The organism is Paenibacillus sp. 19GGS1-52 (genome assembly GCF_022369515.1).
Classification (GTDB): Bacteria; Bacillota; Bacilli; order Paenibacillales; family Paenibacillaceae; genus Paenibacillus_AQ.
The window spans coordinates 1,828,361-1,854,040 of record NZ_CP059724.1 but is presented as its reverse complement, the minus strand read 5'-3'; the positions used below and the strand labels follow the sequence as shown (position 1 = coordinate 1,854,040).

24 protein-coding genes are annotated in these 25,680 nt (G+C 46.5%); 2 read left to right on the top strand and 22 right to left on the bottom strand.

Annotation, left to right across the window (positions count from 1 at the left end; all coding sequences use genetic code 11):
- Window positions 1-109: 109 nt before the first annotated feature.
- The 9 genes from H1230_RS08610 to H1230_RS08570 form a co-directional block, all read right to left on the bottom strand.
- Window positions 110-2,368, bottom strand: coding sequence for an Ig-like domain-containing protein (locus H1230_RS08610; RefSeq protein WP_239715087.1), 2,259 nt, complete (start codon window positions 2,366-2,368; stop codon window positions 110-112).
- A 124-nt stretch (window positions 2,369-2,492) separates the two neighbouring features.
- A complete protein-coding gene (locus tag H1230_RS08605) occupies window positions 2,493-2,927 on the bottom strand; it encodes an NUDIX hydrolase (RefSeq protein ID WP_239715086.1) in 435 nt (144 codons plus the stop codon).
- A gap of 202 nt (window positions 2,928-3,129) precedes the next feature.
- Window positions 3,130-4,473, bottom strand: coding sequence for a tRNA (N(6)-L-threonylcarbamoyladenosine(37)-C(2))-methylthiotransferase MtaB (gene mtaB, locus H1230_RS08600; RefSeq protein WP_239715085.1), 1,344 nt, complete (start codon window positions 4,471-4,473; stop codon window positions 3,130-3,132).
- Window positions 4,474-4,476: 3 nt separating this feature from the next.
- Window positions 4,477-5,241: an RsmE family RNA methyltransferase gene (locus tag H1230_RS08595; protein ID WP_239715084.1), complete on the bottom strand. Its 765-nt coding sequence runs from the start codon at window positions 5,239-5,241 to the stop codon at window positions 4,477-4,479.
- Between the two features lie 32 nt (window positions 5,242-5,273).
- Window positions 5,274-5,969, bottom strand: a complete 696-nt coding sequence (locus H1230_RS08590; RefSeq protein ID WP_239715083.1) for a site-2 protease family protein — start codon at window positions 5,967-5,969, stop codon at window positions 5,274-5,276.
- A gap of 2 nt (window positions 5,970-5,971) precedes the next feature.
- Window positions 5,972-7,036, bottom strand: a complete 1,065-nt coding sequence (gene prmA / locus H1230_RS08585; RefSeq protein ID WP_239715082.1) for a 50S ribosomal protein L11 methyltransferase — start codon at window positions 7,034-7,036, stop codon at window positions 5,972-5,974.
- A 152-nt stretch (window positions 7,037-7,188) separates the two neighbouring features.
- Window positions 7,189-7,767, bottom strand: a complete 579-nt coding sequence (locus H1230_RS08580) for a DNA-3-methyladenine glycosylase I (protein WP_239715081.1) — start codon at window positions 7,765-7,767, stop codon at window positions 7,189-7,191.
- A 150-nt stretch (window positions 7,768-7,917) separates the two neighbouring features.
- A complete protein-coding gene (locus H1230_RS08575) occupies window positions 7,918-8,829 on the bottom strand; it encodes a methyl-accepting chemotaxis protein (protein WP_239715080.1) in 912 nt (303 codons plus the stop codon).
- Window positions 8,830-9,048: 219 nt separating this feature from the next.
- Entirely contained in the window at window positions 9,049-10,833 is a 1,785-nt protein-coding gene (locus H1230_RS08570) for an ABC transporter ATP-binding protein (RefSeq protein WP_239715079.1), read from the bottom strand.
- Between the two features lie 136 nt (window positions 10,834-10,969).
- On the opposite strand from H1230_RS08570, the gene H1230_RS08565 reads away from it, so the two are divergent.
- A complete protein-coding gene (locus H1230_RS08565) occupies window positions 10,970-11,926 on the top strand; it encodes a helix-turn-helix domain-containing protein (protein WP_239715078.1) in 957 nt (318 codons plus the stop codon).
- A gap of 7 nt (window positions 11,927-11,933) precedes the next feature.
- Here H1230_RS08565 and H1230_RS08560 read toward each other — a convergent pair whose 3' ends face one another.
- The 9 genes from H1230_RS08560 to hrcA form a co-directional block, all read right to left on the bottom strand.
- Complete coding sequence (locus H1230_RS08560) at window positions 11,934-13,112, bottom strand: sn-glycerol-1-phosphate dehydrogenase (protein WP_239715077.1); 1,179 nt, start codon at window positions 13,110-13,112, stop codon at window positions 11,934-11,936.
- 143 nt (window positions 13,113-13,255) lie between these two features.
- Complete coding sequence (locus H1230_RS08555) at window positions 13,256-13,444, bottom strand: hypothetical protein (protein ID WP_239715076.1); 189 nt, start codon at window positions 13,442-13,444, stop codon at window positions 13,256-13,258.
- Window positions 13,422-13,796 carry a hypothetical protein gene (locus H1230_RS08550; RefSeq protein ID WP_239715075.1) on the bottom strand — a complete coding sequence of 125 codons (375 nt, stop codon included), beginning with the start codon at window positions 13,794-13,796 and terminating at the stop codon, window positions 13,422-13,424. The genes H1230_RS08555 and H1230_RS08550 overlap by 23 nt, the downstream gene beginning before the upstream one ends.
- A 149-nt stretch (window positions 13,797-13,945) precedes the next feature.
- Window positions 13,946-14,125, bottom strand: coding sequence for a YfhD family protein (locus tag H1230_RS08545; RefSeq protein ID WP_239715074.1), 180 nt, complete (start codon window positions 14,123-14,125; stop codon window positions 13,946-13,948).
- Window positions 14,126-14,171: 46 nt separating this feature from the next.
- Window positions 14,172-14,531 (bottom strand): hypothetical protein, encoded by a 360-nt coding sequence (locus H1230_RS08540; RefSeq protein WP_239717202.1) that lies wholly within the window; start codon window positions 14,529-14,531, stop codon window positions 14,172-14,174.
- Window positions 14,532-14,719: 188 nt separating this feature from the next.
- The gene (gene dnaJ / locus H1230_RS08535) at window positions 14,720-15,844 is read right to left on the bottom strand and encodes a molecular chaperone DnaJ (protein WP_239715073.1); all 1,125 of its coding nucleotides are present in this window, start codon (window positions 15,842-15,844) and stop codon (window positions 14,720-14,722) included.
- Between the two features lie 181 nt (window positions 15,845-16,025).
- A complete protein-coding gene (gene dnaK / locus H1230_RS08530) occupies window positions 16,026-17,864 on the bottom strand; it encodes a molecular chaperone DnaK (RefSeq protein ID WP_239715072.1) in 1,839 nt (612 codons plus the stop codon).
- Window positions 17,865-18,033: 169 nt separating this feature from the next.
- A complete protein-coding gene (gene grpE, locus H1230_RS08525; protein WP_481857124.1) occupies window positions 18,034-18,624 on the bottom strand; it encodes a nucleotide exchange factor GrpE in 591 nt (196 codons plus the stop codon).
- A gap of 37 nt (window positions 18,625-18,661) precedes the next feature.
- Window positions 18,662-19,693 carry a heat-inducible transcriptional repressor HrcA gene (gene hrcA / locus H1230_RS08520; RefSeq protein ID WP_239715071.1) on the bottom strand — a complete coding sequence of 344 codons (1,032 nt, stop codon included), beginning with the start codon at window positions 19,691-19,693 and terminating at the stop codon, window positions 18,662-18,664.
- Window positions 19,694-20,092: 399 nt separating this feature from the next.
- Here hrcA and H1230_RS08515 point away from each other — a divergent pair, with 399 nt between their 5' ends.
- Window positions 20,093-20,755: a GntR family transcriptional regulator gene (locus H1230_RS08515; RefSeq protein WP_239715070.1), complete on the top strand. Its 663-nt coding sequence runs from the start codon at window positions 20,093-20,095 to the stop codon at window positions 20,753-20,755.
- A gap of 76 nt (window positions 20,756-20,831) precedes the next feature.
- On the opposite strand, the gene uxuA is transcribed toward H1230_RS08515, so the two are convergent.
- The 4 genes from uxuA to H1230_RS08495 form a co-directional block, all read right to left on the bottom strand.
- A complete protein-coding gene (uxuA, locus tag H1230_RS08510; RefSeq protein WP_239715069.1) occupies window positions 20,832-21,911 on the bottom strand; it encodes a mannonate dehydratase in 1,080 nt (359 codons plus the stop codon).
- 49 nt (window positions 21,912-21,960) lie between these two features.
- Complete coding sequence (locus tag H1230_RS08505; RefSeq protein ID WP_239715068.1) at window positions 21,961-23,457, bottom strand: MFS transporter; 1,497 nt, start codon at window positions 23,455-23,457, stop codon at window positions 21,961-21,963.
- A gap of 48 nt (window positions 23,458-23,505) precedes the next feature.
- Complete coding sequence (gene uxaC / locus H1230_RS08500) at window positions 23,506-24,909, bottom strand: glucuronate isomerase (RefSeq protein ID WP_239715067.1); 1,404 nt, start codon at window positions 24,907-24,909, stop codon at window positions 23,506-23,508.
- A 255-nt stretch (window positions 24,910-25,164) separates the two neighbouring features.
- Window positions 25,165-25,656 carry an N-acetyltransferase gene (locus H1230_RS08495; protein WP_239717197.1) on the bottom strand — a complete coding sequence of 164 codons (492 nt, stop codon included), beginning with the start codon at window positions 25,654-25,656 and terminating at the stop codon, window positions 25,165-25,167.
- Between the last annotated feature and the right edge of the window lie 24 nt (window positions 25,657-25,680).

The window sequence follows — 25,680 nt, the reverse complement described above, 5'->3', positions numbered from 1 at the left end:
CGGATTAGTTGGAATTACTAGAGGGCAACAAATATATTTATTAAAATAGAGATTTTCCCAGAAAAAAAAGAGGTGCCGCCCTTTATGGACGGCACCTCCATACAATAATTTAATTCACAGTTACCGAAACAGTCACAGTTTTGCTATCGAATTTACCTTTAATTGATGCCGTACCTTTGCTCACAGCTGTAATACTGCCAGAGGCGTTCACTTTCGCTACAGAAGGCTTAGAGCTTGTCCAGATAACGTTATCTGTAACAATTACCTCTTTGCCGGTGTCGTAAAGTGCTGTCACAACTACGGTTTTGGTATAACCTGAAGCCAGCTTCAGTCTGGTTTCACTGACTGTCACCTTAGTCAGCTTGGGAACAACTGTGATTTTGACCGTTGCAGCTATGCCTTGATACGATCCTGTTAATGTAGTCGTTCCTTCGGCTACAGCCTTAACGGAGGTACCTGTCACGGTAGCCACCTCAGGATTTGAAGAGTTCCAGTTCATTCCGCCTGAGAAATTCGCCGTTTTGCCTGTGGAATAAGTTCCAGTCACCTTGATCGACTTGGAGCCTTTGATATTCATTTCCAAGGTCGCTGGTTCAACTACAAGCTTGACGACCTTTTGCTCAATCGTAACCGGAATGCTGATGGTCATATTCGCATAGGTACCTTTTAAACTCGCTGAACCTTTCACTAGACCTTTAATGACTTTACCAGTAGTAGTCTGTTTGATAACGGCAGTTGTACCGGTAAGTGTCCATTCGATCGTTCCTGTTACATCTCGTTCCTCACCATTTTCCATAATCGCCTGAATCGTGGGAAGCGCCTCTTCTTCACCAGTGACAAGACCCAAGTTATCCTCAGGCCCAATCAGGATAAGCACCTTATCCTTTACCGTTACTTTTATTTCAACGCTTTGAGAACGGATAGCCGCTAAGGGTGCAGAGACATCCCCGCCCTTCAGCCTGCCAGTAATGCTAGCCGTTCCTGCTGATACTGCGACCAATTTGCCGTCCTTAACCAAAGCAACGTCTACATTGCTAGATGTCCACGTAATCTCCTGACTGAGATCCAGCTTCGTTTCATCCAGCTTCGTTCCGTTAACCTTCGGCAAGCTTACGGAGTCTGCCTTATATAATTCCTGATCGGTTTTATCCGTCTTCTCATTCTTCTCCGCTTCCAGAGCTGTAATCGTTGGATATACAGTCAGCTTGAAGGTTTTGTTAACTCCTTTGTATTCCGCTTTAATCGTCGTGGTTCCGACTGCCTTAGCTGCAATGACGGCAGACAACCCGTCAGCCGCCACTGTTGCAGTTGCCGCCAGTTGATTATCAGAACTCCACACCGCTTCTTTGGATACAGGCTTTGTTGAATTCGCTGCATCTCTCACATCTGCCTCAACCTCTAAGCTCTCACCCATGAACAAGGAATGATCTCCAGAGGGAGTTAACAGCATTGCTTCGAAAGGCGCACGAACATATACATCAACCGAAGCTGAAATGCCTAGGTAATTAACTGAGATGACAGTCTTACCAGAGGACAGCACTTTAATTAACCCTTCTTTTACAGTAGCCACAGCCACGTTAGAGGAGTTCCATTCAGCCTTCTTTGTAATATCCTCGCTTACTGCGTTTACTGCTGAGATTTGGGTTACAGCACTCAGCTGCAACGGGTTGTCTCCATTCAGCATTTCGAGCTCTTTAACAATTGTACCTTTCACTATCTCCTTAAGCTCAATCGCAGAGTAAGGCAATTGCACCGTAGCTTTGTAGGTAGCTGTCAAGCCCCTGTATTTGGCAGTGATCGTTGCCGTACCTTCGCCCGCAAGCGTAATCTTGCCTGCTGTTATGCTCAATACGTTGGTATTTGAACTGCTCCAGTCAGCATCAGCGGTTACATCATTGTCGGTAGTCTCCGACTTACCACCAAGAGCACTGGCTTTAACGAGCAATTGATCTTCATCGTCACCCAATTTATAGTTGCCGGTGGAGCTAGGCACCAGTTTCAATTCCTTATAGGGATAGGTAACAGATACCTCAACAGAGGTGAGGGCATCTTTATACGTAGCTGTAATGATAGCAGTACCACTAACCAGTGGAGTTAGCTGACCATTGACCACCTGCACAACGTTGCTTTTTGAGGAACTCCATACTGTCGAGGCAGTCACATCCTTTTTGGAGGAAGACCCTTCGACACTGGCATATACCTTCAGTTGCTTCGGCGTTTGGCCCACAATAAGCTCCACTTTCGCCGAACTATCAAATTCAATCGAGTTGACGTCGCCCGTAGCTGCCAAGACGCTTACCGGAAAAACAGCAGTAGCAAGTAGTATCATAATGAGGAGCAATTTCGTCATTTTCCTGTACACAGTCATCAGTTCTCTCCTTAGGCTATAATGTTATTTTCCACACTCTTCCACTTATATCGACATCTAGCCCTCAAGTGTTTACCTTATTCTCATATTCCTTCAGGTTTAGACTGAATTCAGGACTTTGTAACTAGAGCACCTTAATACCCAGTAGAGTGAGTGCCTTGCGCAAAATATGGATATTATTGGAGTAAGAATTACTAGTTCCTCTCGCCCAGGCGTTAAGCGGCTCATGCCATTCCACAGCGCTGATCTCCGCAAGTTGCGCCTCAGTTACGCCGCCCGTAGCTTCCACCAAAAAATAATGAACCTCTTTATCCACCTTACCGTGCACCGGATGATGGTACGTATATTTAATGATATCCACGGGTGCTATAACTACCCCAATGGTACCTGTCTCTTCGAGAATCTCACGCAGGGCCGTCTCCTCAACCGTTTCTCCGACTTCCATCTTCCCTTTAGGAAGTGCTACTTTGCCGTAACGGTCCACAATCAGCTGGATTTCCAAGCCTGAGTTACCCTTGCGATATACAACACCACCAGCCGAAATTTCCTTGTACACCATACAAGTTCCTCCTTTTCTTAAAATTAAACTTCATAGATAACAAGAAGAAACGGCTTTGCCATCCTTTTGTGGACGGTATCCGTTTCTTCGAGAAATATAAGCATAAGTTATCGTGTAAGACATATAAATTCTTATCTTTCAATAAGGATTCCATCTCCAAAAATGAAATGAAATCCTTGGTGCAATGTTTAAGCTACATCCCTTAACCAGCAGATGTCTGCAGACTGTCATGACTTATGCCAACCAGCTCGCCCCGGCATTCGTTAACACCGGCTTCAGTTATTTTAATCTGGCAAAGCTCTCCCTGCAGTGAATCATCACCGTTAAAAAGAATCTGCAGGTAATTGTCACTAAAGCCATGCTGTACAGCCCGGCCAGGTGCGCCTTTCGCCGATCTTTCCGCAATGACGCTCACTGTCTGACCGACAAATGTACGTGCATAGGTCAGCTGCATTTCCTCAGAGAGATCAATCAGCTGCTGGACGCGGTCATTCTTGATCTCCTCATCAATTTGGTGATCCATTCGTGCCGCTGGTGTACCCGTCCGCTTGGAATACGGGAATACATGCATTTCCGAGAAGCCCACCGCCTTCATGAAATCATATCCGGCACGGAACATCTCATCGGTTTCACCCGGAAAACCAACAATCACGTCTGTTGTAATGCCGACATCCGGCATGGCCTGACGGATCAGCCCGATTTTGGCATAATACTCTTCGGTCGTATATTTACGGTGCATCGCTTTCAGCACCTCGTTATGTCCAGCCTGTAGTGGTATGTGTAGATGGCGGCACATTTTGGTGGAACGATTCAGCACCTCAAGCAGCTTCTCATCAATCTGACTGGCCTCAATCGAGCTGATACGCACCCGTTCCAGCCCCTCCACTTGATCCAGCTCCCACAGCAGATCGGACAGCCGGTAATTCTCAAGATCATCACCGTAACCTCCGGTGTGAATACCTGTCAGGACGAATTCTTTATAACCAGCTGCCACCAACTGCTTAGCCTGAGTGATAATGCTCTTGGGATCACGGCTGCGGGACAGACCACGCGACCACGGAATGATGCAGAACGTACAGAAGTTGTTGCAGCCATCCTGGATCTTCATGAAAGCCCGTGTCCGGTCAGCAAAGCCAGGTACATCCATTTCCTCAAATTCACGCGTCTTCATAATGTTGCGGACAGCGTTGACCGGCTGGCGTGTGGCCTGAATATTCTTCACATGGGTCATAATCTGGTCGCGGTCCTGGTTGCCAATGACGAGATCAACACCGGGAATGTCCAGAATCTCGCCGGGAGAGGTCTGCGCATAGCAGCCCGTAACAGCCACGATGGCTTCTGGATTACGGCGAACGGCCCGCCGAATCATTTGGCGACTTTTCTTATCTCCGGTATTGGTTACGGTACAAGTATTAATCAGATAGACATCGGCTGGCCCTTCAAAATCGACCTGTTCGTAGCCTTCATTTTTGAACAGCTGCCAAATGGCTTCAGTATCATAGAAATTAACTTTACAACCTAATGTATAAAATGCTACGGATGACATAACTCAAGCTCCCCCCATTTCTCCCGATTCATACAGAATGCAGGCAGCAGCAACCATTCCCGCCGTCTCGCAGCGCAGAATACGCCGTCCCAGACCTACGGAAAGCGCCCCTGCCTCCTCGGCTCCGAGACATTCCTCTGGGCTGAAGCCACCTTCAGGACCCACTACAATCATCACCTTGCCTGAGGACTTTGGAGATAGTGCAGATACCCATGGTGCTGCTGCACTGCGCAGTTGCATGCCCTCTTCCTTCTCATAGCAAAAATAAACAGCGTCAAATTCCCCGAAGGACTGTAATAGTTTCTTCCATGTCAAGGGTGCGCTTACCTCTGGCACGATGTTCCGGTGAGCTTGCTCCGCTGCTTCCTTGCAAATTTTGCGCCAGCGTTCCAGCCGTTTGCTCTCCTTGCGCTCGTCGTATTGCACGATTGTGCGCTCTGACAGAAATGGAATAAAGGACACGGCGCCAATCTCCGTGCATTTCTGAATAACCGTCTCCATCTTGTCCGCCTTGGGCAAGCTTTGGGCTACCGTAATCTTGACCCGTGGCTCATGGGTCATCTCCAGTGCTTCCAAAATATTCACTGTTACTTCACCAATTTCGATAATAGCAATTTCCACTAATGCTTCGCGAGAAATACCATCGCTGACGATCAGCTTGTCCCCTGCTTTGCCGCGCATTACCTTGGCGATATGACGGGCATCCTCACCGTCGATTCTCACTGTGCTATCGTTGAACTGCTCTGGTGTAACGAAATATCGTTGCATGTCATCATCATCCTGTTCCTTGATTTACTTCTTTAGCTGCCAAATATCTTAAGGGATAACTTATAGAAAAGGTTCACAAATTCTCCTGCCAGTTGAGTGGACCAATTATTAAGGGGTGTAATGGTGTAAGCCCGCAAACCAGGGAGAAAGACGATCAGCAGAAAAAGAAACGAAGCCCACTGCTCGTATTGCTGTAATTTCCCGCGAATGGGGCGTGGAGCGATATCTTCTACAATCCGGTAACCATCCAGCGGCGGCAGCGGAATGAGATTGAACAGGAACAGAAAGAAATTGAGTTGAATGAAAATACCAAAAAACATGTAAATAGCCTGAAGTAAACGGTCATTGGAGATCGCATTTAAAGCTCCACTTGCCTCAAGTGCTGCATAAATTAACGCACCCAGAATCCCAAGTAGTAAATTGCTTATGGGTCCAACAATGGATACAACGACGCCCATAAGACGGGGACGACTAAAGTTCTCGCGGTTTACCGGAACCGGACGCGCCCAGCCGAAGCCCGCGATGAGCATTAGGATGATCCCAAAGAAATCAAAATGAACGGCTGGATTAAGTGTCATGCGTCCCAGCAACCGGGCTGTCGGATCACCAAACTTATTTGCAAAATAAGCATGGCTGAACTCATGCACCGTAAAGGCGATAAGCAGAGTAATCAGAAAGAATGGAAGCTGTTCCAGCGGTATACGTATAAAGCTCTGTAATAAATCCATTTTTACCTCTTTCCGGCTGTAAATGCCACCCAATCTTCTTCATGGGATACTTCAATAATGTCAAAACCGGAGGCTGTCAGCGCCTGTGCCACAAGCCCTTCTTTATCCTTATAAATACCGGAAGTAATATAAATGCCACCCGGTTTAAGCGCACGGTAGACATCCTCTGTAAACAGCACAATGATTTCCGCCAAAATATTCGCCACTACTATTTGTACTGGGAGCGTAACTCCGAGGCTGCCTTCAGCTTCTTGTTCAGCATCAGCAGGCAAGACATTCTCACCCAAGGTATGGCCAGGTCTGGCAGATGGCCACATATCCCCTGCCACCGTATCTGCTACACCAGCGCCGCCGAGCAGCGTCAGAAGGTCGCTTTCTTTTACCGTAATGGCCTGCTGGAGTTTATTCAACGCTACATTCTCCTGAGCACTAGCTACTGCCACCGGGTCCAGATCGAGTGCCAGCACGGACTTCGCACCCAGCAGCATTGCGCCTACCGCCAGAATACCTGAACCTGTACCCACGTCGATCACTTCCTCACCGCCGCTAATATTCTTCTCCAGGGCACGCAAGCACAGCGCCGTAGTAGGATGGGTACCGGTGCCGAATGCCATACCTGGGTCCAGCTCTATAATCTTCTCCTCCGGACTTTCAGGCGTATATTCCTCCCAAGTCGGTTTGATCGTAAGGCGCTCGGAAACACGTAGTGGCTTAAAATATTGCTTCCAGGCATGGGCCCATTCATCTTCGTCGACGGTTGTCCAGGAGATCAGCGCTTTGCCAGGATCTATACCGAATTCGCGCAGTTCCTCCACTCTTGGGGTCAGCTCTTCTATAATGGCTTCCATGGAGACGGTATCGGAATAATAGCCTTTAATGACCGCTTCCCCTTCGGGAATGTCATTCAGCGGCTGATCGTATAATTCACCGTAACGTGTATCACGTACTTTATTCAGCGTACCGGATTCCTCAATAGAAACACCGCCCGCGCCTGCTTCGTACAGCAGATTGGAGATCATTTCCTGTGCTTCTTCTGTTGTATGTATCGTCAGTTCATGCCATAACATTGTTTTGAATCCTCCTGAAAGTTTTGTGGAGCATCTGCTTCTTGGATCAGCTTCGTTCAAAACTGGCTTCGTAAGCATTCGCTTAGTTTTGTGGAGCATCTGCTGCTCTGGACAGTATAACATTTCTTGCTGGTCTAGCGCCAAACTGTGGATCAGCGCAGCAGGTCGAGATCGCTATTGCGGCAAAAACAGTTCAAGGTATGGTCATTCACCATGCCGGATGATTGCATGAAGGCATAACAGATGGTCGAGCCCACAAATTTCATGCCTTTCTTCTTCAAGGCCTTGCTCATCGCATCGGACTGTGGAGTTGTAGCTGGTACTTCAGCTCTGTGCTCCCAATGGTTAATTAGCGGTGCTCCACCTGCAAAACTCCAGAGATAATCTGCAAAACTGCTCTCTTCGCGGCAAATCTGCAAATACACACCTGCATTCCGGACAATAGAGTCTATCTTTAAGCGGTTTCTGATGATGCCGCTGTCATTCATGAGCTCTTCCATTTTCTCATCATCATAATGCACAATAATTTCCGGATCAAACCCGTCGAATGCTATTCTAAAGCGATCTCGTTTCTTCAGTATGGTATACCAGCTCAGTCCGGCCTGCATGCCCTCCAGCATCAGCAATTCAAACAGCTTTCTGTCCTCATAAAGAGGCTTGCCCCACTCCTCATCATGATATGCTATATATAGAGGATCTTCATTGACCCAGCCACAACGAGTTACTTCCAAGGCTCTTCTCTCCTTTAACAGTACACATGATTTCTGGAACCCCGCAGGGTGCATCTACTAACTGTATATCAACAAAAGGGGGGAACACAAGACCAAAAAAGAAGCACATCCCCCGAAAGGTACGCGCTTCTTTTGCACTCTCGCCATGATCTAGATAGAATTTAACACTTCGCGTGCTTGATTATCGAGATCCTGAGCAGAAGTAGCAATTGTTGTGAAATCATTCAACGCCACTTCAATTTGCTGCTGACTATTCTCTACATTTTCTTGTACACGGTTGGTGCCACTGGAGATTTTTGCAACTTCTATGGTTATGGCTTCCACACTATCCCGGACCTCAATGATCGTATTCTCGACCATTGACGACAATTTCCTTACTTCTTTGGCTACTACATCAAACCCTCGACCAAACTCTCCAGCATGAGCGGCCTCAATCGCCGCATTAAGGGCTAATAGGTGGGTCTGTGAAGCGATATTACGAATAGTTTGCACCATTCCATGGATCGTTACCGCTTCCTTCTGCAGTTCGGTCAGGATCATGGTATTGTCCAGAGATACTTCCGCAATCTTGTTGATGCTCACCAATAATTCCTGACTTCGTGCAATTCCTGTCTCGGCGCGTTGATTCAGACTGTCTGCCATTTCCTGCATACGGGCGACAACAATGCTAATGTTATTTTGTCTTTCAGTAATATCCGTTGCTACCTTGGATATACTGAGCACTTTTTCATTCTGCTCGTCGAACACAGGCATATAAGTAGCTTCGAGCCAAATGGTATTGCCTTGCGAATCCATCCGTTCAATTTTATCTTGATAGCTTTTTCCTGACAGTAGGTCCTGCCAGAACTTTTCATAATCCGGACTGTTCACAAATTGGGGGAAACAAAGATCTTTATGGTGCATTCCATACATATTCTCTTTTATATAACCCATGGAGCGGGCAAAAATATCATTAACGTAGGTCACACGACGATCCAGGCCAAAACGTATAATCGCCAGGTTTTGTTCCATAGATTTGACAATAAGCTGATCGGTAACCTCTTGATAATCTGAGATATCCATAATAATTCCCCCATGATGATGAATTCATATATCTGTTATTTATCGGAAATAAGCAGATGTTCTGTTAATGTTCGCAAACACAAAAAAAAGTGACCCCACCAACGTTTGGCGGGGTCAAAGTATATTATAAGGGGGTCATGTGATTACTATAAAGCCCTTAGCTTAAAGCCACATGAAGCCCTCATAAAAATTTGCTTAATTTAAAGCGATCTACTACATCTACAAATTCTTCAGCTTGTAGAACTCGCCATTCATCGCCAGCAGTTCATCGTAGGTACCTATCTCGACAATCCGCCCTTTCTTCATCACAACAATGCGATCAGCATTGCGGACGGTGGACAAACGGTGGGCGACGATAAAGGTGGTGCGTCCTGTCATCAGCGTCTCTATCGCGCTCTGTACATGACGCTCCGACACATTGTCGAGCGCCGAGGTTGCTTCATCGAGAATAATAATCCGTGGATCTCTGACCAGGGCTCGTGCAATCGCGATCCGTTGGCGTTGGCCACCGGACAGCCGACCGCCATGCTCTCCAACAGAGGTCTCAATCCCCTGCGGCAAACCATCGATCACATCCTGCAGATTGGCCATATAGACAGCCTGCTGTACCTTTTCATCAGAGATGTCGGGCAGACCATAGGAAATATTCTCACGAATGGTACCGGAGAACAAAATGTTATTCTGCAGCACAATGGCTAACGATTGACGGTATTTTTTCATGCTGAGCTCAGCCATGGGAACTCCATCCACCTTGATTACACCGCTCTGAGGTTTATAGAAGCCAATAATCAGGCTAAGTATCGTTGATTTACCAGAACCCGATTCCCCCACAAAAGCAATTCGTTCTCCCGCCTTAACCTCCAATGAGAACTGGTCGAGCACATGTCGATCCGATTCCTTATAGTTGAAGGCAACATTCTCGAAGCTGTATGTACCGCGGATATCCTCAAGCTTAGTCCGACCTTTGTATTCTTCCGTATCCGAGGACAGTAGTACTTCCGTGACGGAATGCAGTGATTCTGTCCCTTTGACCAGGTTCGGGTACACATTAAGAATGGAGCTGACCGAGCCGATAATCATATTGAAAAAGCCCTGATACATCACGATATCACCGATTTCCATGTAGCCCTTATGTGCAAGATAAGCTGTAAAGAACAAACAGCCGACCTGGAACAGTTGAAATACAACCCAGCTTGAGGAGCCAAAATAAGCCTCCAGTACATCCAGCCGATGCCCCCGCTCCCGGATATCCTGCAATGCAGCATCCACTTTGCGGATTTCCACATCCTCCAGACCGTGCGCACGGGTAACCGGAATCATCTCAACCGTCTCCGATACCTTGCCGGACATCGTCTCAATATTCCTCCGCACCTCACGGTTACGGCTGGACATCTTATTCTTGAACACCCGCACGAGATAGATAGAGGCAGGTGCCATTAGCACGAAAAAGAGAGCGACCAGCCAGCTATGGTACAACGTAAGCCCGATTATGACTATCAGGTTAATCCCTGCTGGGATAATCGTCATCAACATCTGTCTGGAGAGGAAATCAATCGCCTCTACATCGCGCAGCACCTTGGACTGCAGCCTTCCGGCATTCATGTCCCCATGGTAACTAAGTGACAGCTGCTGGAGCTTACGCACCAGTGTGCTGCGCAGTCCAGCCTCTACATGCCGCACAGCTTTGCTGATATAGCTGATATGCAGCGTATGTGTCGGAATATTTTGCAGAATAAAAATAATGATAACAGCCAGATTGATCCAGAATTCACCCATCGTATGCCGCTCAGGATAGCTCACGATGTTAATAATATTGGCCGTAATCAAAGGCAGCAACCATACTGGCGATGCCTTGAGCATGTAATAGAAAGCTGAAAGCCCTACCTCACGGCCATGCTCACGAAACAGCCGGCTCAGCAGCGCGAACGGATTCATTTTGGCACTCTTGTTGTTCTCCTCCTGAAACCATTTCATGTAATCAAGCGTCATTTCCGGTTTTGCCATGTTATCCACCCGCTTTTTAGACTATAATTCAAATCACTAGTCAGTATAGAACGGTAAGCAATAATCTTCTATAACATGATCGGTCTTATTTGGGCTTAAGGTTTAACATAATCGGACTGGAAGGAGATGACAGATTGTGATTCACACTAAGGCTGCTGAGGTTTATTTCCCGCATATCCGCCCGGAGATTTGCCTTTATGCCCCCCACTTCCGCGCTGTTACTCCGGGATGGGTATGTGGCCGGCACGTGCATCATATGATGTTCGAATTCCTGCTGGTGCTGGAGGGCAGGCTTACTGCTATTCATGGAAATGCAGAGCAAGAGCTTGCCCCCGGTGACCTTGTACTCATCTCACCAATGCAGATTCACGGGTATGGAGCTCAGCACAGTGAAGGAGCCTCCTTCTTTGCTGCACACGTACAGATTGAGGAAGCTGCGCTGCTGCATTTATTCGAAACGGAGAACAAAGCTTTCTATCGGCAGGGGCATCCGCTGACTGAAGTACTATTGCCCTGGATTAACGAGCTTATGGTCGCTCTGCAGGAGGTACCGCTTCGGACCGCAAAGGTCATGCTAAAGGTGCTGAACCTGATGGAAGCCATTCAAACGTATTTTAACGAGAACACTGCCCGCAGACTGCCTGCTGCGCAGCGTGAGCCTGCCTACCTGATTGCCAAAGAAATAGAGAACCTGCTGCGTAAGCCAACGATCTCTGAGGAATCCAGCAGCCTCGCTACTGGAGAAGATGGAGAATCCTTGGGCAGTGACTGGCTGGAGGAAATATCCCGGCACCTGAACATCAGCCGCCGGCACTGCCACCGCCTGTTCCGGCAAGCCTATGGCATGTCCCCGCGCCAGTATCTGATGATCCTGAAACAGCAGGAAGCGATGCAGATGCTAAACAGCAGCAATGATACGATCGAGCAAATTGCCTACCGGCTCGGTTATGTGAACGTACAGAGCTTCAGTCGCCAATTCGCAGCTTGGGTGGGTTGTACGCCCGGAGGCTTCCGCAAAAGCAATCCGGAATCCGTGGTTAACTTCCTTACTCCGACGCTGCGGCAAGATAGTGGAATTAGAGCAGAACCCTAAAAGTTCTTTATTCCGCCAATACAGTCGCTATCGTACCCTCGTTAAACGCCCGCAGCAATGTATGGCGGTTCATCCGGATCAAATGCGCCTCCTCAAGGCTTCTACGCAACAGATCATTACTCACACCCAGTTCTTCCAGCGTTGAAGGTCCGTGTACGGTACGTAGCAACTCGCGTATCCGATCAGATGTTGGCAGCCGGTTCACTTCGTTGCGTACCCGCTCCCATTGGCTATTATTATCCAATCCCGGTAAATCTGCCAATTCATAGTACAGCGAGGAAATTTCCGCGCAGGCTACCCCTACCTTGGCCCCGTGCAGCAACTGTCGTCTTCCCGTACGAATATACTCCATCTCCCAATAATGAGACAGGTGATGCTCTGCCCCCGAAGCGGAATGGGATTGACCAAACAGCAATATAGCCAAACCGGATTCAATAAGAGCCTCTGTCAGTACACGGATACCCAACTCGCTATGACTGCCTATATCTTCCGCATGAGTCACACAAGCTGAAAGTGCCTTTTCAGTAATAGCTGCTACAACTGTAGAGTAGGGTTCGTCTGCCGTCAAACGTCCAAATTTCCAGTCAAATAAAGACGTATACTTACCCAGCATATCTCCAAAGCCGGCAGCGATCATTGCCGCTGGTGCTTTCCGCAATATATCCGTATCCGCAAAAATAGCAACTGGACCCGCAGCCAGTATCGTTAGCTTGTTACCACGGATAATCAGCGGCGAACCATTGGAAGTAAAGCCGTCCACCGAAGGAGCGGTGGGTATGGACAGAAAGGGAATCCCCGCGGTATACGCGGCATATCGGGCTACATCATGCAGTGTACCTGAACCTAAGACGATGATCGCATCCGCTTTATTGTGCTGAACTGCCAAAAGAACCTGCACCACCGAAGCTTCATCAGCGATAACATCCCCTATTGCATTAGGCAGCACCAGCGTAATATGAATCGGAATTCCAGCTTCCTTGCACCCTTTCTCCACACTCCCTCCTGCGGCTTTAAGCGTATGTATATCGGCAACCAGCAGCGGAGTCTTCCAGCCCTGTTCCTCCATGAACGGAACTACCTTATTAAGTGCTCTAGGCTCTACAACAACGACTCGAGGCAGGGTGAAAGCAGCACCACCTTCCATTTCTGCCGCCGCTACTCTCATATGTTCCAGTATGTTGCTCATAAAAAAATTCTTCCTTTCTTTTGCAAAATCTCTACTTTATTATTCTTGGAAACCTTATTTACTCCATTATAAAGCAAGAAACGGGTATGCCCTACTCTGTGAAGAGCATGGCACCCGTTTCTGAGTGTTATTTATTCATGAAATTATAGAAGCTTCCAAGCGATATCATTCAGGCGCCGCACACTGCGGATGGCCCATGTATTCGTATCTTTATCGATAACCACACACTCCATGCCTACCCTTTCAGCAAAATCGAACAGTTGCTCCGTAGTAACCATGTTAGAGAATCCGGTATGATGCGCGCCACCTTTATTTTTTTGATCCGTAGTCACCCATTTTAATTCCCCAGACCGAATCCTTCCGATGTGATGCAGCTTCCTGCAACTGAGGTAATCTGGCATCCTGCGGATAATGCCGTTCCAGATATAGAACAAAGGCACGTCGCAGCCCGATTTCAAAATCCAGTTTGTTATATTCGTTCGGATGCTTCTCCATTTCTGCCAGACCCGACTCCCAGCGGTTTAAATCAGCTGATGATGATTGCTCATTACTGACTTGTTCCGATAGCTCCCGCAGCTCTCGGTAGGCCCGCTTAACTCTGGAAGAATACATTTGCTTTTGATTCAGGAAGGTTAGCAATGCAATCACTAGTGCAAATCCACCCCATAATATAATTGTGTCCATATTGTCCCCCTTGCATAGATCCTCGTATGTATATGCTAATTATACATGCTGTACAAGTAGAAACGATAAGTTATAGTGTGAAACCTATAAATTCTTATATTTGCGCAAAAACACCCCACATCAGTGGGGCATCCTTGGAACAATTCCTATTATTCTTTCTTCAGTATCTCGTGCAGTTGCCGTTTGTCCGCCTCTACTGACCGTGCCTGTGCTTCAACATCCTCTTGATCGGCTTCTGCTGCCGAGAATTCCACATCTTCATTCTTAGCCTCGTAGAGCATTTTCAGCTTATCAGTTTTGGAGTAAATTTTAGAATTCTCTCTGTCCATCGTGTAATCTCAAGCTCCTTTTCATCCAATTTATAAAGGCAGTCCTTCAGATCAATCCACCAGCCTCTTCAATTAAACCTAACACCTGATCATAGGATTCCGAGTTCAATACAACGGTAAGCAAAATATTCCTCCCAGTTGGCCCTCCATCGCCTCCATGGCTCATTCCACTAGCACTTGTATCTGCAGCAGCAAGGATGCCTGTGTGTGCTCTCTCAGCAGTCATGGAAGCCATACTGGCTATATTGCCAGTCACCGGGTTTACTCCTGATCTCAAGCCGGTCTCTCCATATCTGCTGAAGCGGTCAATAGAATGTTCAATTACCCGCAATGCCTGTAGCTTTCGTGAGACGCCTTCCGCTTCCTCCGGGCTCTTGAAATAGGCCAGTATATATCTCTCTGACATCATATCCCTGCTCTCGCTTAAATTCAGACTTCTCCAGCTCAGCTTATATAGTTACCTGATTATATTGTCATAATTAAAGATGTTTTATGCTTGGCCAATATAAAAAAAGAAGCTGTCCCTAGCCATTATTAATGGCTAGGGACAGCTTCTAATTTATTTTATGGAATGGTCGGGAAATGGAAAATAGATCAATCCCCGCGAAACGCACGTTTCACACGATCAAAGAAGGATTGCTCCTTACCATGTGTGCTCTCACCATTGTAAGATGCGAACTGACTGAGCAATTCTTTCTGCTCATCACTAAGCTTGCTTGGAGTTACAACAATCACTCGAACATGCTGATCGCCTTGGCCTGTGCCGCGTAAACGCGGAACGCCTTTGCCCTTGAGGCGGAAGAAGGTGCCTGTCTGCGTACCCGCAGGGATCTTCAGCTTAACCTTTTCTGTAAGGGTTGGAATCTCAATCTCGTCGCCAAGCGCAGCTTGTGCAAACGTCAGGGGTACCTCGCACAGGATATCATCATTCTCACGAACAAAGAAATCATGTGGTTTGACGCGGATCACAATATATAAGTCACCGGAAGGGCCGCCACGCACGCCGCCTTCCCCTTCGCCAGTCATGCGCAGCTGCGCGCCATCATCAACTCCGGCAGGAATACGCACATGAATCTTGCGTTGCTTCTTGACCTTACCATTGCCGTTACAAGTCGTACATTTTTCCTTGATGATCTGACCCGTTCCCGAACAATGCGAGCAGGGACGACGGTTGCGCATCTGCCCAAGCGGTGTATTCTGCACAAATTCTTGTTGACCGCTCCCCCGACATACGGAACAGGTTTCCGGTTTAGTACCCGGCTTAGCCCCGGAACCGAAGCAGGTGTCACAGTTCTCAGTGCGCGGAATCGTAATGTCGTTTTCTTTACCGAATACCGCTTCCTTGAATTCAATGGTCATCGTATACTGCAAATCGCCACCGCGTTGCGGTGCATTCGGGTCACGACGTCCGCCGCCACCGAAGAACATGTCGAAGATGTCGCCCAAGCCGCCACCGAAATCACCACCACCACCACCGCCGCCAAAGCCACCTTGGTTAGGATCAGTATGACCATATTGGTCATATCGGGCGCGCTGCTGACCGTCACTCAGAATATCGTAGGCTTCTTTTACTTCTTTAAACTTGGCTTCGGAGTCGCTTGCTTTGTTCACGTCCGGATGATATTGACGCGCCAGCTTGCGGTACGCCTTCTTCACCTCATCGTCTGAAGCATCTCTTGCAAGGCCCAGTACTTCATAATAATCGCGTTTATCTGCCACTGCTTTCACCTCCGTACATCAATACTCAGTTGATGCTTCTTAACATTATAAAAGGAAAGTCAAAACACGGGATGCCCCGGTCTTGACCTTCCCTTCTTGCAAAATATAAGAACTTATTAGTTCGGGCGCCTTCCCTCGAACAGGACGACGAACCGTTTGTGCTTATACTATTCGTTTAAGGTTACCCTTGATTCTTCTCATCGTCAACAACCTCATAATCAGCATCTACTACATTGTCTTTCTTAGTAGTGCCTTCAGCAGCTTCTTCAGCGCCTTGTTCTGCTTGAGCAGCTTGCTCATACAGCTTTACAGACAACTGTTGGACGATTTCAGTCAGCGCTTCAGTAGCAGCTGTGATCTCTTCAATATTGTCGGTTTCCAGTGCGGCTTTGACTTTATCTTTAGCTTCATTGGCTTTTTCGATCTCCGAAGCATCAGCTTTGTCGCCAAGATCTTTGATCACTTTGTCTGTTGAATACACGAGTTGGTCAGCGCTGTTCTTCGCTTCTACCAGTTCCTTACGCAGACGGTCTTCCTCAGCGTGAAGCTCGGCATCCTTCATCATTTGCTCAACTTCAGCGTCGCTCAGACCGCTTGAAGAAGTGATCGTGATCTTCTGACTCTTATTCGTACCTTTATCTGTCGCTGATACATTAACGATACCATTGGCATCAATATCAAAGGTAACTTCAATCTGTGGTACACCGCGTGGAGCTGGAGGAATTTCACCCAGCATAAAGCGTCCCAGCGTCTTGTTGCCGTTCGCCATTTGGCGCTCACCTTGCAGTACATGAATCTCTACGCTTGGTTGGTTGTCGGCAAAAGTGGAATACACTTGTGATTTGCTTGTAGGAATCGTTGTATTGCGTTCAATCATCTTCGTAAATACGCCGCCCGCAGTTTCGATACCCAGGGACAGTGGAGTTACGTCGAGCAATACTACGTCTTTAACATCACCAGTCAATACACCCGCTTGAATAGCAGCACCAAGTGCTACCACTTCATCCGGATTTACACCTTTATGCGGTTCTTTGCCTGTAAGCTTCTTGATAGCATCCTGTACAGCCGGAATACGTGTAGAACCACCTACAAGTACAATTCTGGTAAGATCGGCTGGAGTCATGCCAGCATCCGAAAGCGCTTGGCGAGTAGGTCCCAAAGTACGTTCAACCAGAGCTGAAGTCAATTCATCAAATTTCGCACGGGTAATGTTAAGCTCCAAATGCTGCGGCACTCCGTCAACAACGGTGATGAACGGAAGTGAAACTGTAGTTGATAGTACACCAGACAATTCCTTCTTAGCTTTCTCAGCTGCATCTTTCAGACGCTGCACAGCCGATTTATCCTTGCTAAGATCAATGCCTTGCTCTTTCTTGAATTCGGATACCAGGTAATCCACAATGATTTGGTCAAAGTCATCGCCGCCCAGACGGTTGTCACCGCTAGTAGCTTTTACTTCGAAGAAACCGTCGCCGAGTTCAAGGATAGATACGTCGAACGTACCGCCACCAAGGTCATAGACGAGGATGGTTTGATCTTCGGATTTCTCCAGACCATAAGCCAAAGCCGCTGCTGTTGGTTCGTTCACAATACGCAGAACTTCCAGACCAGCGATTTTACCTGCATCCTTAGTAGCTTGACGCTGGCTATCGTTAAAATAAGCAGGAACTGTAATAACCGCTTGAGTTACCGTTTGGCCAAGATAAGCTTCAGCATCGGATTTCAGCTTTTGTAGAATCATTGCTGAAATTTCTTGTGGAGAGTAATCTTTACCATCGATAGTTTCTTTGTGGTTAGTACCAATATGGCGTTTGATCGAGCTGATCGTACGATCAGGGTTCGTAATGGCCTGACGTTTAGCTGTTTCACCGACGATACGTTCGCCGTCTTTCTTGAAGCCTACAACCGAAGGGGTTGTGCGTGCGCCTTCTGGATTTGGAATTACAACGGCTTCGCCGCCTTCCATAACTGCAACGCAAGAGTTCGTGGTTCCTAAGTCAATACCGATAACTTTACTCACTATAATGTGCCTCCTCAAAATTATATGGAGCTTTAGCTCCTAAATAGTATCTATTGTCATACGATTAATTGTCTAAGCGCCTGCGCACAACTATACGACCGGATAATGTTTCCGGCGAAGGTCCTGCCGCTTCATGGCGGGCAGTGACTGCCCGTCCTATATAGACAGACTACATGCTGACTTTGACCATGGCGGGACGAAGGATCTTATCTTTCAGGAGATAGCCCTTCTGGACCTCTTCCGTCACGATACCTTCCTCGTGTTCCTCGCTCTCGACCTGCATGATGGCCTGATGATATTCAGGATTAAAAGGCTGTCCTACCGTTTCCATAGCCGTAAGCCCTTCAGCTTTCAATACCCCATCCAACTGACGGAATATCATATTCACACCTTTTGTAAAAGCCTCAAATTCAGGGTTAGCCGGAGCCGTGACCAGTGCACGTTCGAAGTTGTCCAGAACCGTAAGTAATTCTGTTACCAGCTTCGAGGTAGCATACTTGGAGAACTCTTCCTTCTCCTTCAAGGTACGACGGCGGAAGTTGTCAAAATCAGCCTGCACACGCAGCGCGCGCCCCTGATATTCATCAGCCAGCTCCTGTAGACGCTGGGTCTCTCCACCGTTGCCGGAAGCCTCTTCATTTGCTTCGTCTGCGGTAAATGAGTCGGCCTCCAAGACTGCTTCAGCAGCATCAGCTGTGAGCTCCTCATTAATAACCTGATCTTTAATTTCATTGGAATCTTGAACTTGTTCCTCTTTCAAGTTGTCTTCACCTCCTTATAATCAATCACGACTCTGTTCACTTATACCAGTGTGCCAGCATCGCTGTCAAATCTCGGGACAAAATGCCCAGGATACCCATTACCCGCGCATATTCCATCCGGGTCGGGCCCAGGATGCCGATACTTCCAAGCGCCTGTCCGTCCAGTGAATAAGTGGCAGTAATAAGACTGCAATTGGCGAACGCCACGTGATTATTCTCTGTTCCGATGCGGACCTGAATACCGGTTCCGCCTGATTCTGGAGCCATCATCTTAAGCAGTGTAGGTGTCTCTTCCAGCAGATCAAGAATAGTCTTCACCTTGTCGACATCCTTGAATTCCGGCTGATTCAGCATATTCGTTGCTCCGCTGAGGTAGATACGCTGCTCCTGATCGCTTTCCAGCGCAGTGTCCAGCACTTGCATTAATTCTTCATAATGAGAAATGTGACGCTGCATCTCCTCGCCAATCTCCGAATAGAGCCGGGTCTTCAGCTTATAGAGCGGTACATTCACCAGCTTGCTATTTAGCAGGTTAACCACTTTCTCCATCTCGGAAACAGAAACCTCTGGCGGAATATTTACGGTCCGGTTCTCTACTTGACCCGTGCTGGTAACGATGATTGCGACAGCGGTTCTATCATCCAGTGGAAGCAGCTGAAAATGGCGCAATGAAGTATGAAAAACCTCCGGTCCCAGCAGGATGGAAGTATAATTCGTCATATTGGAAAGCACCAGTGCCGCATGCTGGATGACTTGCTCCATCGCGTTTAGCTTCTCGGCGAAAAAAGCGCGGATCGTGCCCATCTCTGCCGATTCGGCGGAATTCCACGGTACCAGATGATCCACATAATAACGGTACCCTTTATGAGATGGAATTCTTCCTGCCGAGGTATGCGGCTGTTCGAGATATCCCAGATCCTCGAGATCAGCCATTTCGTTACGAATTGTAGCAGGACTGTAGCCTACATCCCCGCGTTTAGAAATGCTGCGTGAGCCTACTGGCTCAGCCGAGGAGATATAATCATCTACGATAGCATTCAGTATCATTCTCTGTCGGTCTGTTAACATGTTATTCCCTCCTATCGGCTGTGGCTCCGATTCGTTAGCACTCGAAGCAGATGAGTGCTAACCACTAATACAAAAATACCAAACTGACCTTGGCATTGTCAAGTCAGATCATCATTTTGCGAACTGCTATTTCATCGCAGACCTTAAATTACGGCATTAACGTTACTTTTTAGGTGTTTTTCAAGAGATTTATCCAGGTTTGGTGATTTGTCTCTATAATGAAGAGTTTTTTTCGGGGACATTAAGTGTCAGCTTCTTCACAGCACAATCAATACTATTCCTGTTATTATTAAGTATCTGATAAGACTTTACAGGCTCATAATTGACTAAAAATAATATGTGTGTTAGCCTGATTTTGTCCCTCTCAAACTTGTTTATTAATATATAAGGAGAGTACATATGCCTTCCTATACAAATAATCGCGATATTTTATACAGTGTGATCAAGAACAGAATCCTGACCATGGAGTACATACCTGGACAAAAGATTTCCGAATTGGAGATCGCCCAACAAACCAACATTAGCAGAACCCCTGTCCGCGAAGCCTTTCTGAGGTTGAGTGAAGAAGGATTGCTGCAGATTGTTCCCCAAAGTGGAACCTACGTTTCCAAAATTGATTTGAAAATGGCTGAAGAAGCCCGTTTTGTCAGACAAAATATTGAAAAAGTCATTGTTGCTAACAGCTGCACACATATCACTCCTGAGCAAATTGCCAATATTCAAGATATCATCGATCTGCAGGAATTTTACTCCAAGAAAAATCAACCCGAGAAATTCTTCGACTTGGATGAGAAATTCCATTACGCCTTCTATAAGATTGAAAGCAAAGAAAATACCTGGAATTGGCTGCAATCCTTTAACGCTCACCTCAATCGATTCCGGTGGATCCGAAGCTCACTTGTCGAACTGGATTTAAACCTGCTGATTGAGCACCACAAGGAAATTCTCAATGTGGTTAAGCTTGGGGATGCCCAAAGAGCCGAAGATTTAGTATCCGAGCATTTGCATCTTATGGTAGACGAAAAAGATATAGTATTAAAAAAATATCCGGACTATTTTTAAAAAACACCCCTTAGAAAAACATCGGACAACCTTCAGGGTTATCCCATGTAATCTAAGGGGTGTTTTGTTGTGCTATCTATTCAACTTGTGCCATTTTACCGATTGCTTCCCAAAGGCCGTTCAAATAGGTTACCCCTAACGCTCGGTCGTACAATCCGTATCCAGGTCTGGCCTTCTCTCCCCAGATCATTCTTCCGTGATCGGGCCGGATATAACCGGTAAAACCAATATCATGATAAGCCTTCATAATCTCAAACAAATCCAGTGAGCCGTCACAGGAGAGATGTGAGGATTCGTCAAAGTCACCATTCTCGTGAATGTAAATATTGCGGACATGCGCAAAGTGAATTCTGCCCATCGCTCCAAACCGTCGAATCAGCTTCGGAATATCATTGGATGGGTTCGCTCCCAGACAGCCTGAGCATAAAGTCAATCCGTTATAAGGGCTGTCCACCAGTCCAACAATTCTTTCCAGATCCGCTTCGTTCTTAACGATACGCGGCAGGCCAAAGATAGGCCATGGCGGATCATCCGGATGAATGGCCAGTTTCACATCACACTCAATGCAAGTCGGAATAACACCTTCCAGAAAATACTGCAGATTATCAAATAACGTATCTTCAGTGAGTCCCTCATATTTGCTAAACAGATCCTTCAGAGTTGCCATCCGTTCCGGCTCCCAGCCTGGCAAGGAGAAGCCATTTGCTGAACTCTTGAAGGTTTCTAACATAGCTGTAGGATCGATTTTGTCGACAATTCCCTGTTCGTAGGACAGGACGGTGGATTTGTCAGCCAGCTCTTTCGCCAAGTTCGTGCGGGTCCAGTCAAACACGGGCATGAAGTTGTAACAGATGACCTTGATCCCATACTGAGCCAGATTTCGGATGGTCTGATTGTAATTCTCGATGTATTTATCCCGAGTCGGCAGACCAATTTTGATGTCATCATGAATGTTGACACTTTCAATGATCGCAAGCTCCAGACCAGCATCCTCGACTTCTTTTTTCAACTTGGCAATTTTCTCTATGGGCCATACTTCTCCGACAGGTATATCAAACAAAGCCCCGACAATCCCCGTCATTCCGGGAATCTGGCGGATTTGTTCTAGCGTAACGCTATCATCAGTACTGCCGAACCAGCGGAACGTCATTTTCATACAAGATCACTCCTTATTTAGTAGATGATAAGAACTTATGAATGTGTGATCAGCTTGGCCAGACATCCTCATAGCGGTAGCCTGTCAAGTTTTCGACTACAGCCTTAGTTTCCGGAGTAACATCCTGTTTGGAGCCATTGTTTTTCAAACGTTCGACTTCCGTCACCAGGATACCATGCGTTCTTTTGTTCAGTTTGAAGGTCAAAGCGAACAGCAGAGCCAATAGCAGCAAGGTACCTGATCCAATTAACAAGGTATTAGAAATAGTTGATATAGCCAGCGCGGTTTGATGTGTTTCTCCTTTAACAAAGCCGCTCTCTTGCAAGACAAGACCTACACAGAAGGTTGCAATGGCAACTGTCGTTTTTCTACCAAAAGTCATAACGGCTGCAAACAAACCTTCGCGTCTTTTTTTGGTGACCATTTCATCAACATCGGGAATGAACGGAAATACGTTCCAAGGTGTGAATTCCAGAATACATCTACCGATTTGGTAAACTGCAGCAAGCACAAACAGAATGGCGATCTTGGATGCTGGATCAAACAGATAGACACCATAGAAACCTAGAATACAGATAAACATCGTTGTATAGGAGATGGCATACAATCTCGACGGACCAAATTTAATAATGGCCAACCCGGCGAGCAGGGTAACTGGCAACCCGATGATGCTTAAAGAGAGCAAGTCGGCCGCCCGTGACGATGAGATGTTCAACGCGAACACGCAGAAGAATACAAATACCGTGTTGAATATATCCTTTGCCGTAAAAGACAGTAAATAAATAACTAAGTGCTTGCGGAAAGCCTTGATCTTGAAAGTGGAGCCATAATCTTTGAATAAGTTTCCCAGTGCGGATACTTGCTCGCCAAACGTTTTCTTTACTGCCTTCTGCTCCATCTCTTCTATCATGGCTGGCGTCAGGTCTCTTTCCCAAGTTACTTTGTAGGAAATAAATACGCAGATAGCGAACAGAATAGCGAAGATCAAGCCATTAAGAAAATAGGCATAAGCGTTGTCATCCCCGAAATAAGCGATCAATCGTCCTGGGATAAACGTGGCTAGGAACGTACCTAACGCAGAGATGAACATACGGGCGGTAGATAGCTTAGTTCGTTCATTGAATTTTTTGGTCATTTCTGAAGGAAGCGTTTCCCACGGAATCAATACCATAGCCGCAATGATTTCAAACAAGAGGTAACAGATCAGGTAGAACCAATAACTCATACCCGTTACCCATAGCAAGGAGTACATCAGCATTAAGGGTGAGCCGATCAGCAGAAAGAATTTTCTTCTGCCGAATTTTTTGCCTAACTTCGTTTTGTAGAAATGATCGGTGATGGTGCCCATAAATAAACTTACGATGGCATCAACGATTCGCGCGATTGCCACTATCGATGCAGCCTTAACCGGAGACATTCCGACAAAAGTTGTATAGTAGAATAGCAGCCATGCTCCGATAATGGTGAAAGCACCCCCGCCCATCAAATCCGTTAATCCGTAACCGATACTGACCGGGATGGTTACTATTTTGTTCTTCTTCGACATGGTGAACTTCCTCCTAATGAATGATTGCAAGGTAATGTGCTATATTTTTTAAAATTTGAAAAAGAATTTGGCGTTGTTATAACTAATGTTCTCAATCAGCTTCTTTAGTAGCTCCTGATCATCCGGTATTTCTCCGTCTGCCACCCATTGGCCAACCAAATTGCAGAGAATACGGCGGAAATACTCATGTCTTGTATAGGAGATGAAACTGCGTGAGTCGGTCAGCATTCCCACAAAATTCATTAACAGTCCTTGGTCAGCCAAAGTAGTCAATTGCCGGATCATGCCCCGCTTGGTATCACTGAACCACCAGCCTGAGCCAAACTGAATGCTGGATTTGACCGAACCGGATTTCTGGAAATTCCCGATAGCCGAGGCAACAATATCGTTTACCCCTGGGTTTAGGTTGTACAGGATCATTTTGGGAAGAGCGTCATTCTCCTCCATCGCGTTCAACAACGGATTCAAGTTCTCGGCGATATTAGGTTGGTCATAAATGGAATCATATCCTGTGTTGGCTCCAATCTTACGATACATAGCGGTATTATTGCTGCGGATAGCTCCAAAATGAACTTGCATTGTCCAATCTCGTTTTTTGTAAGAACTGGCAAGAGACAAGATCACAGCAGTTGTAAATTTCACTTCTTCTTCTGACGTTAAAGCGATTCCGCTCATTTTCTTCTGGAACAACGCTTCTTGCTCCACTTCAGTTGATGCCGAATACTCAATCTTCATTAAGCCATGATCTGACAACCGGCCGCCTCTCTGATGGAAGTAGTCCACTCGTTCATCAAGCGCACGCAGGAAGCTTTTGAAATCCTCTATTTTTTGGGAAGTGCATGCTCGTAATTTTGTGACAAAATTCACTAGTATCTCTGTTGAAGGGTCCAAAGCTTCGTCCGGACGGAATGTCGGCAGTACCTTGGTCGAGAAATCCGCAACTTTTGAAATAGTTTCATGATATTCCAACGTATCACAGGGAGCATCCGTCGTGCAGATTACTTCTACGTTTGATTGTTCAATCAATCCTCTGGGTGTAAATTGTGGCTGTTTAAGCATTTCATTGCATTGATTCCACACCTTCTCCCAATTAGCGCCATTCAACACTTCATTGATTCCGAAGTACTTCTTCAATTCTAGATGAGTCCAATGATACAACGGGTTGCCCACGCAGGATTCAACGGTTTCGGCCCAAGCTTTAAATTTCTCATCAGGGCTTGCATTACCTGTTATCTTCTCTTCAGGAACGCCATTGGCGCGCATTGCTCTCCATTTATAATGGTCTCCCGCCAGCCAAAGATCGGTAATTGTCGCAAAAGGTTTATTCTCAGCAATTTCTTTCGGGTCCAGGTGGCAATGATAGTCGATAATAGGCTGTGGCTCTGCAAACTCATGATAGAGTCTTTTTGCGGTCTTATTGTTTAAGATAAAGTCAGTTCCGATAAATTCCATGTGTTTATATCTCCTTTACAAATTTATAAGAGTGATGGATGAAAAGTTTAGATAGCGTTTTCAAAAGTGGTATATTAGTATATTATTATATATGGTTAGCGTTTACAACCTATAAATTTCGAAACTTATGAAGATTTTTCGACACTAATTACAAAAATAAATAACGACAACAAAAAAACCACGATCCTCCTAGACAATTAAATGTCTAAGTAGATAGTGGTTTATTTATACAAAGCGACTTTGAGTAGGCCACAATTAGTTCAGCATCTTGAGTACAGCTATTTCATCGCAGGCATTCTGCTTCTTACAGTTTATGCAGTCGGTCCAGACTTTTTCGGGGAAAATCTCTTTCTCGACCACTGCGAATCCATTTCTCAGGAAAAAATCGACAGCATAGGTGAGGGCCATGATCTTCGGGATTTTCTGGCGTCTGGCTTCTTCAACCAGCTTCTCCAAAATCAAAGTGCCTATTCCTTTGCCTCTACCCTCGTCACTCAGGCCAATCGAACGAACTTCTACGAGATCATTCCCCAGTCTGAAGAGCGAACCACAGCCCACAAACTTACCATTAATCTCAGCAACAACGAACTGATCGATCTGGCGCTCCAGAGCCTTGCGAGAACGGGGCAGCATGATACCGCGTTGAGCATATTCTTCTATCATCAGATACAGTGGTTCTACATCTTCCACCTTGGCATTTCTACATATCACCTTTGCATCTCCATTAGAAGAAGAATGGCGGATCATTTCCGTTTTGGCAAGCACTCTGAA

What these genes read in the sequence shown, in the direction of transcription:
- H1230_RS08550 (WP_239715075.1), bottom strand. Translation starts at nt 13,796, where the DNA reads ATGGACACAATTATATTATGGGGTGGATTTGCACTAGTGATTGCATTG.
- H1230_RS08560 (WP_239715077.1), bottom strand. Translation starts at nt 13,112, where the DNA reads ATGAGCAACATACTGGAACATATGAGAGTAGCGGCGGCAGAAATGGAA.
- uxuA (WP_239715069.1), bottom strand. Translation starts at nt 21,911, where the DNA reads ATGAAAATGACGTTCCGCTGGTTCGGCAGTACTGATGATAGCGTTACG.
- hrcA (WP_239715071.1), bottom strand. Translation starts at nt 19,693, where the DNA reads ATGTTAACAGACCGACAGAGAATGATACTGAATGCTATCGTAGATGAT.
- H1230_RS08505 (WP_239715068.1), bottom strand. Translation starts at nt 23,457, where the DNA reads ATGTCGAAGAAGAACAAAATAGTAACCATCCCGGTCAGTATCGGTTAC.
- H1230_RS08575 (WP_239715080.1), bottom strand. Translation starts at nt 8,829, where the DNA reads ATGGATATCTCAGATTATCAAGAGGTTACCGATCAGCTTATTGTCAAA.
- H1230_RS08495 (WP_239717197.1), bottom strand. Translation starts at nt 25,656, where the DNA reads ATGATCCGCCATTCTTCTTCTAATGGAGATGCAAAGGTGATATGTAGA.
- H1230_RS08540 (WP_239717202.1), bottom strand. Translation starts at nt 14,531, where the DNA reads ATGTCAGAGAGATATATACTGGCCTATTTCAAGAGCCCGGAGGAAGCG.
- H1230_RS08570 (WP_239715079.1), bottom strand. Translation starts at nt 10,833, where the DNA reads ATGGCAAAACCGGAAATGACGCTTGATTACATGAAATGGTTTCAGGAG.
- H1230_RS08605 (WP_239715086.1), bottom strand. Translation starts at nt 2,927, where the DNA reads ATGGTGTACAAGGAAATTTCGGCTGGTGGTGTTGTATATCGCAAGGGT.
- H1230_RS08595 (WP_239715084.1), bottom strand. Translation starts at nt 5,241, where the DNA reads ATGCAACGATATTTCGTTACACCAGAGCAGTTCAACGATAGCACAGTG.
- uxaC (WP_239715067.1), bottom strand. Translation starts at nt 24,909, where the DNA reads ATGGAATTTATCGGAACTGACTTTATCTTAAACAATAAGACCGCAAAA.
- H1230_RS08545 (WP_239715074.1), bottom strand. Translation starts at nt 14,125, where the DNA reads ATGGACAGAGAGAATTCTAAAATTTACTCCAAAACTGATAAGCTGAAA.
- H1230_RS08610 (WP_239715087.1), bottom strand. Translation starts at nt 2,368, where the DNA reads ATGACTGTGTACAGGAAAATGACGAAATTGCTCCTCATTATGATACTA.
- H1230_RS08515 (WP_239715070.1), top strand. Translation starts at nt 20,093, where the DNA reads ATGCCTTCCTATACAAATAATCGCGATATTTTATACAGTGTGATCAAG.
- mtaB (WP_239715085.1), bottom strand. Translation starts at nt 4,473, where the DNA reads ATGTCATCCGTAGCATTTTATACATTAGGTTGTAAAGTTAATTTCTAT.
- prmA (WP_239715082.1), bottom strand. Translation starts at nt 7,036, where the DNA reads ATGTTATGGCATGAACTGACGATACATACAACAGAAGAAGCACAGGAA.
- H1230_RS08590 (WP_239715083.1), bottom strand. Translation starts at nt 5,969, where the DNA reads ATGGATTTATTACAGAGCTTTATACGTATACCGCTGGAACAGCTTCCA.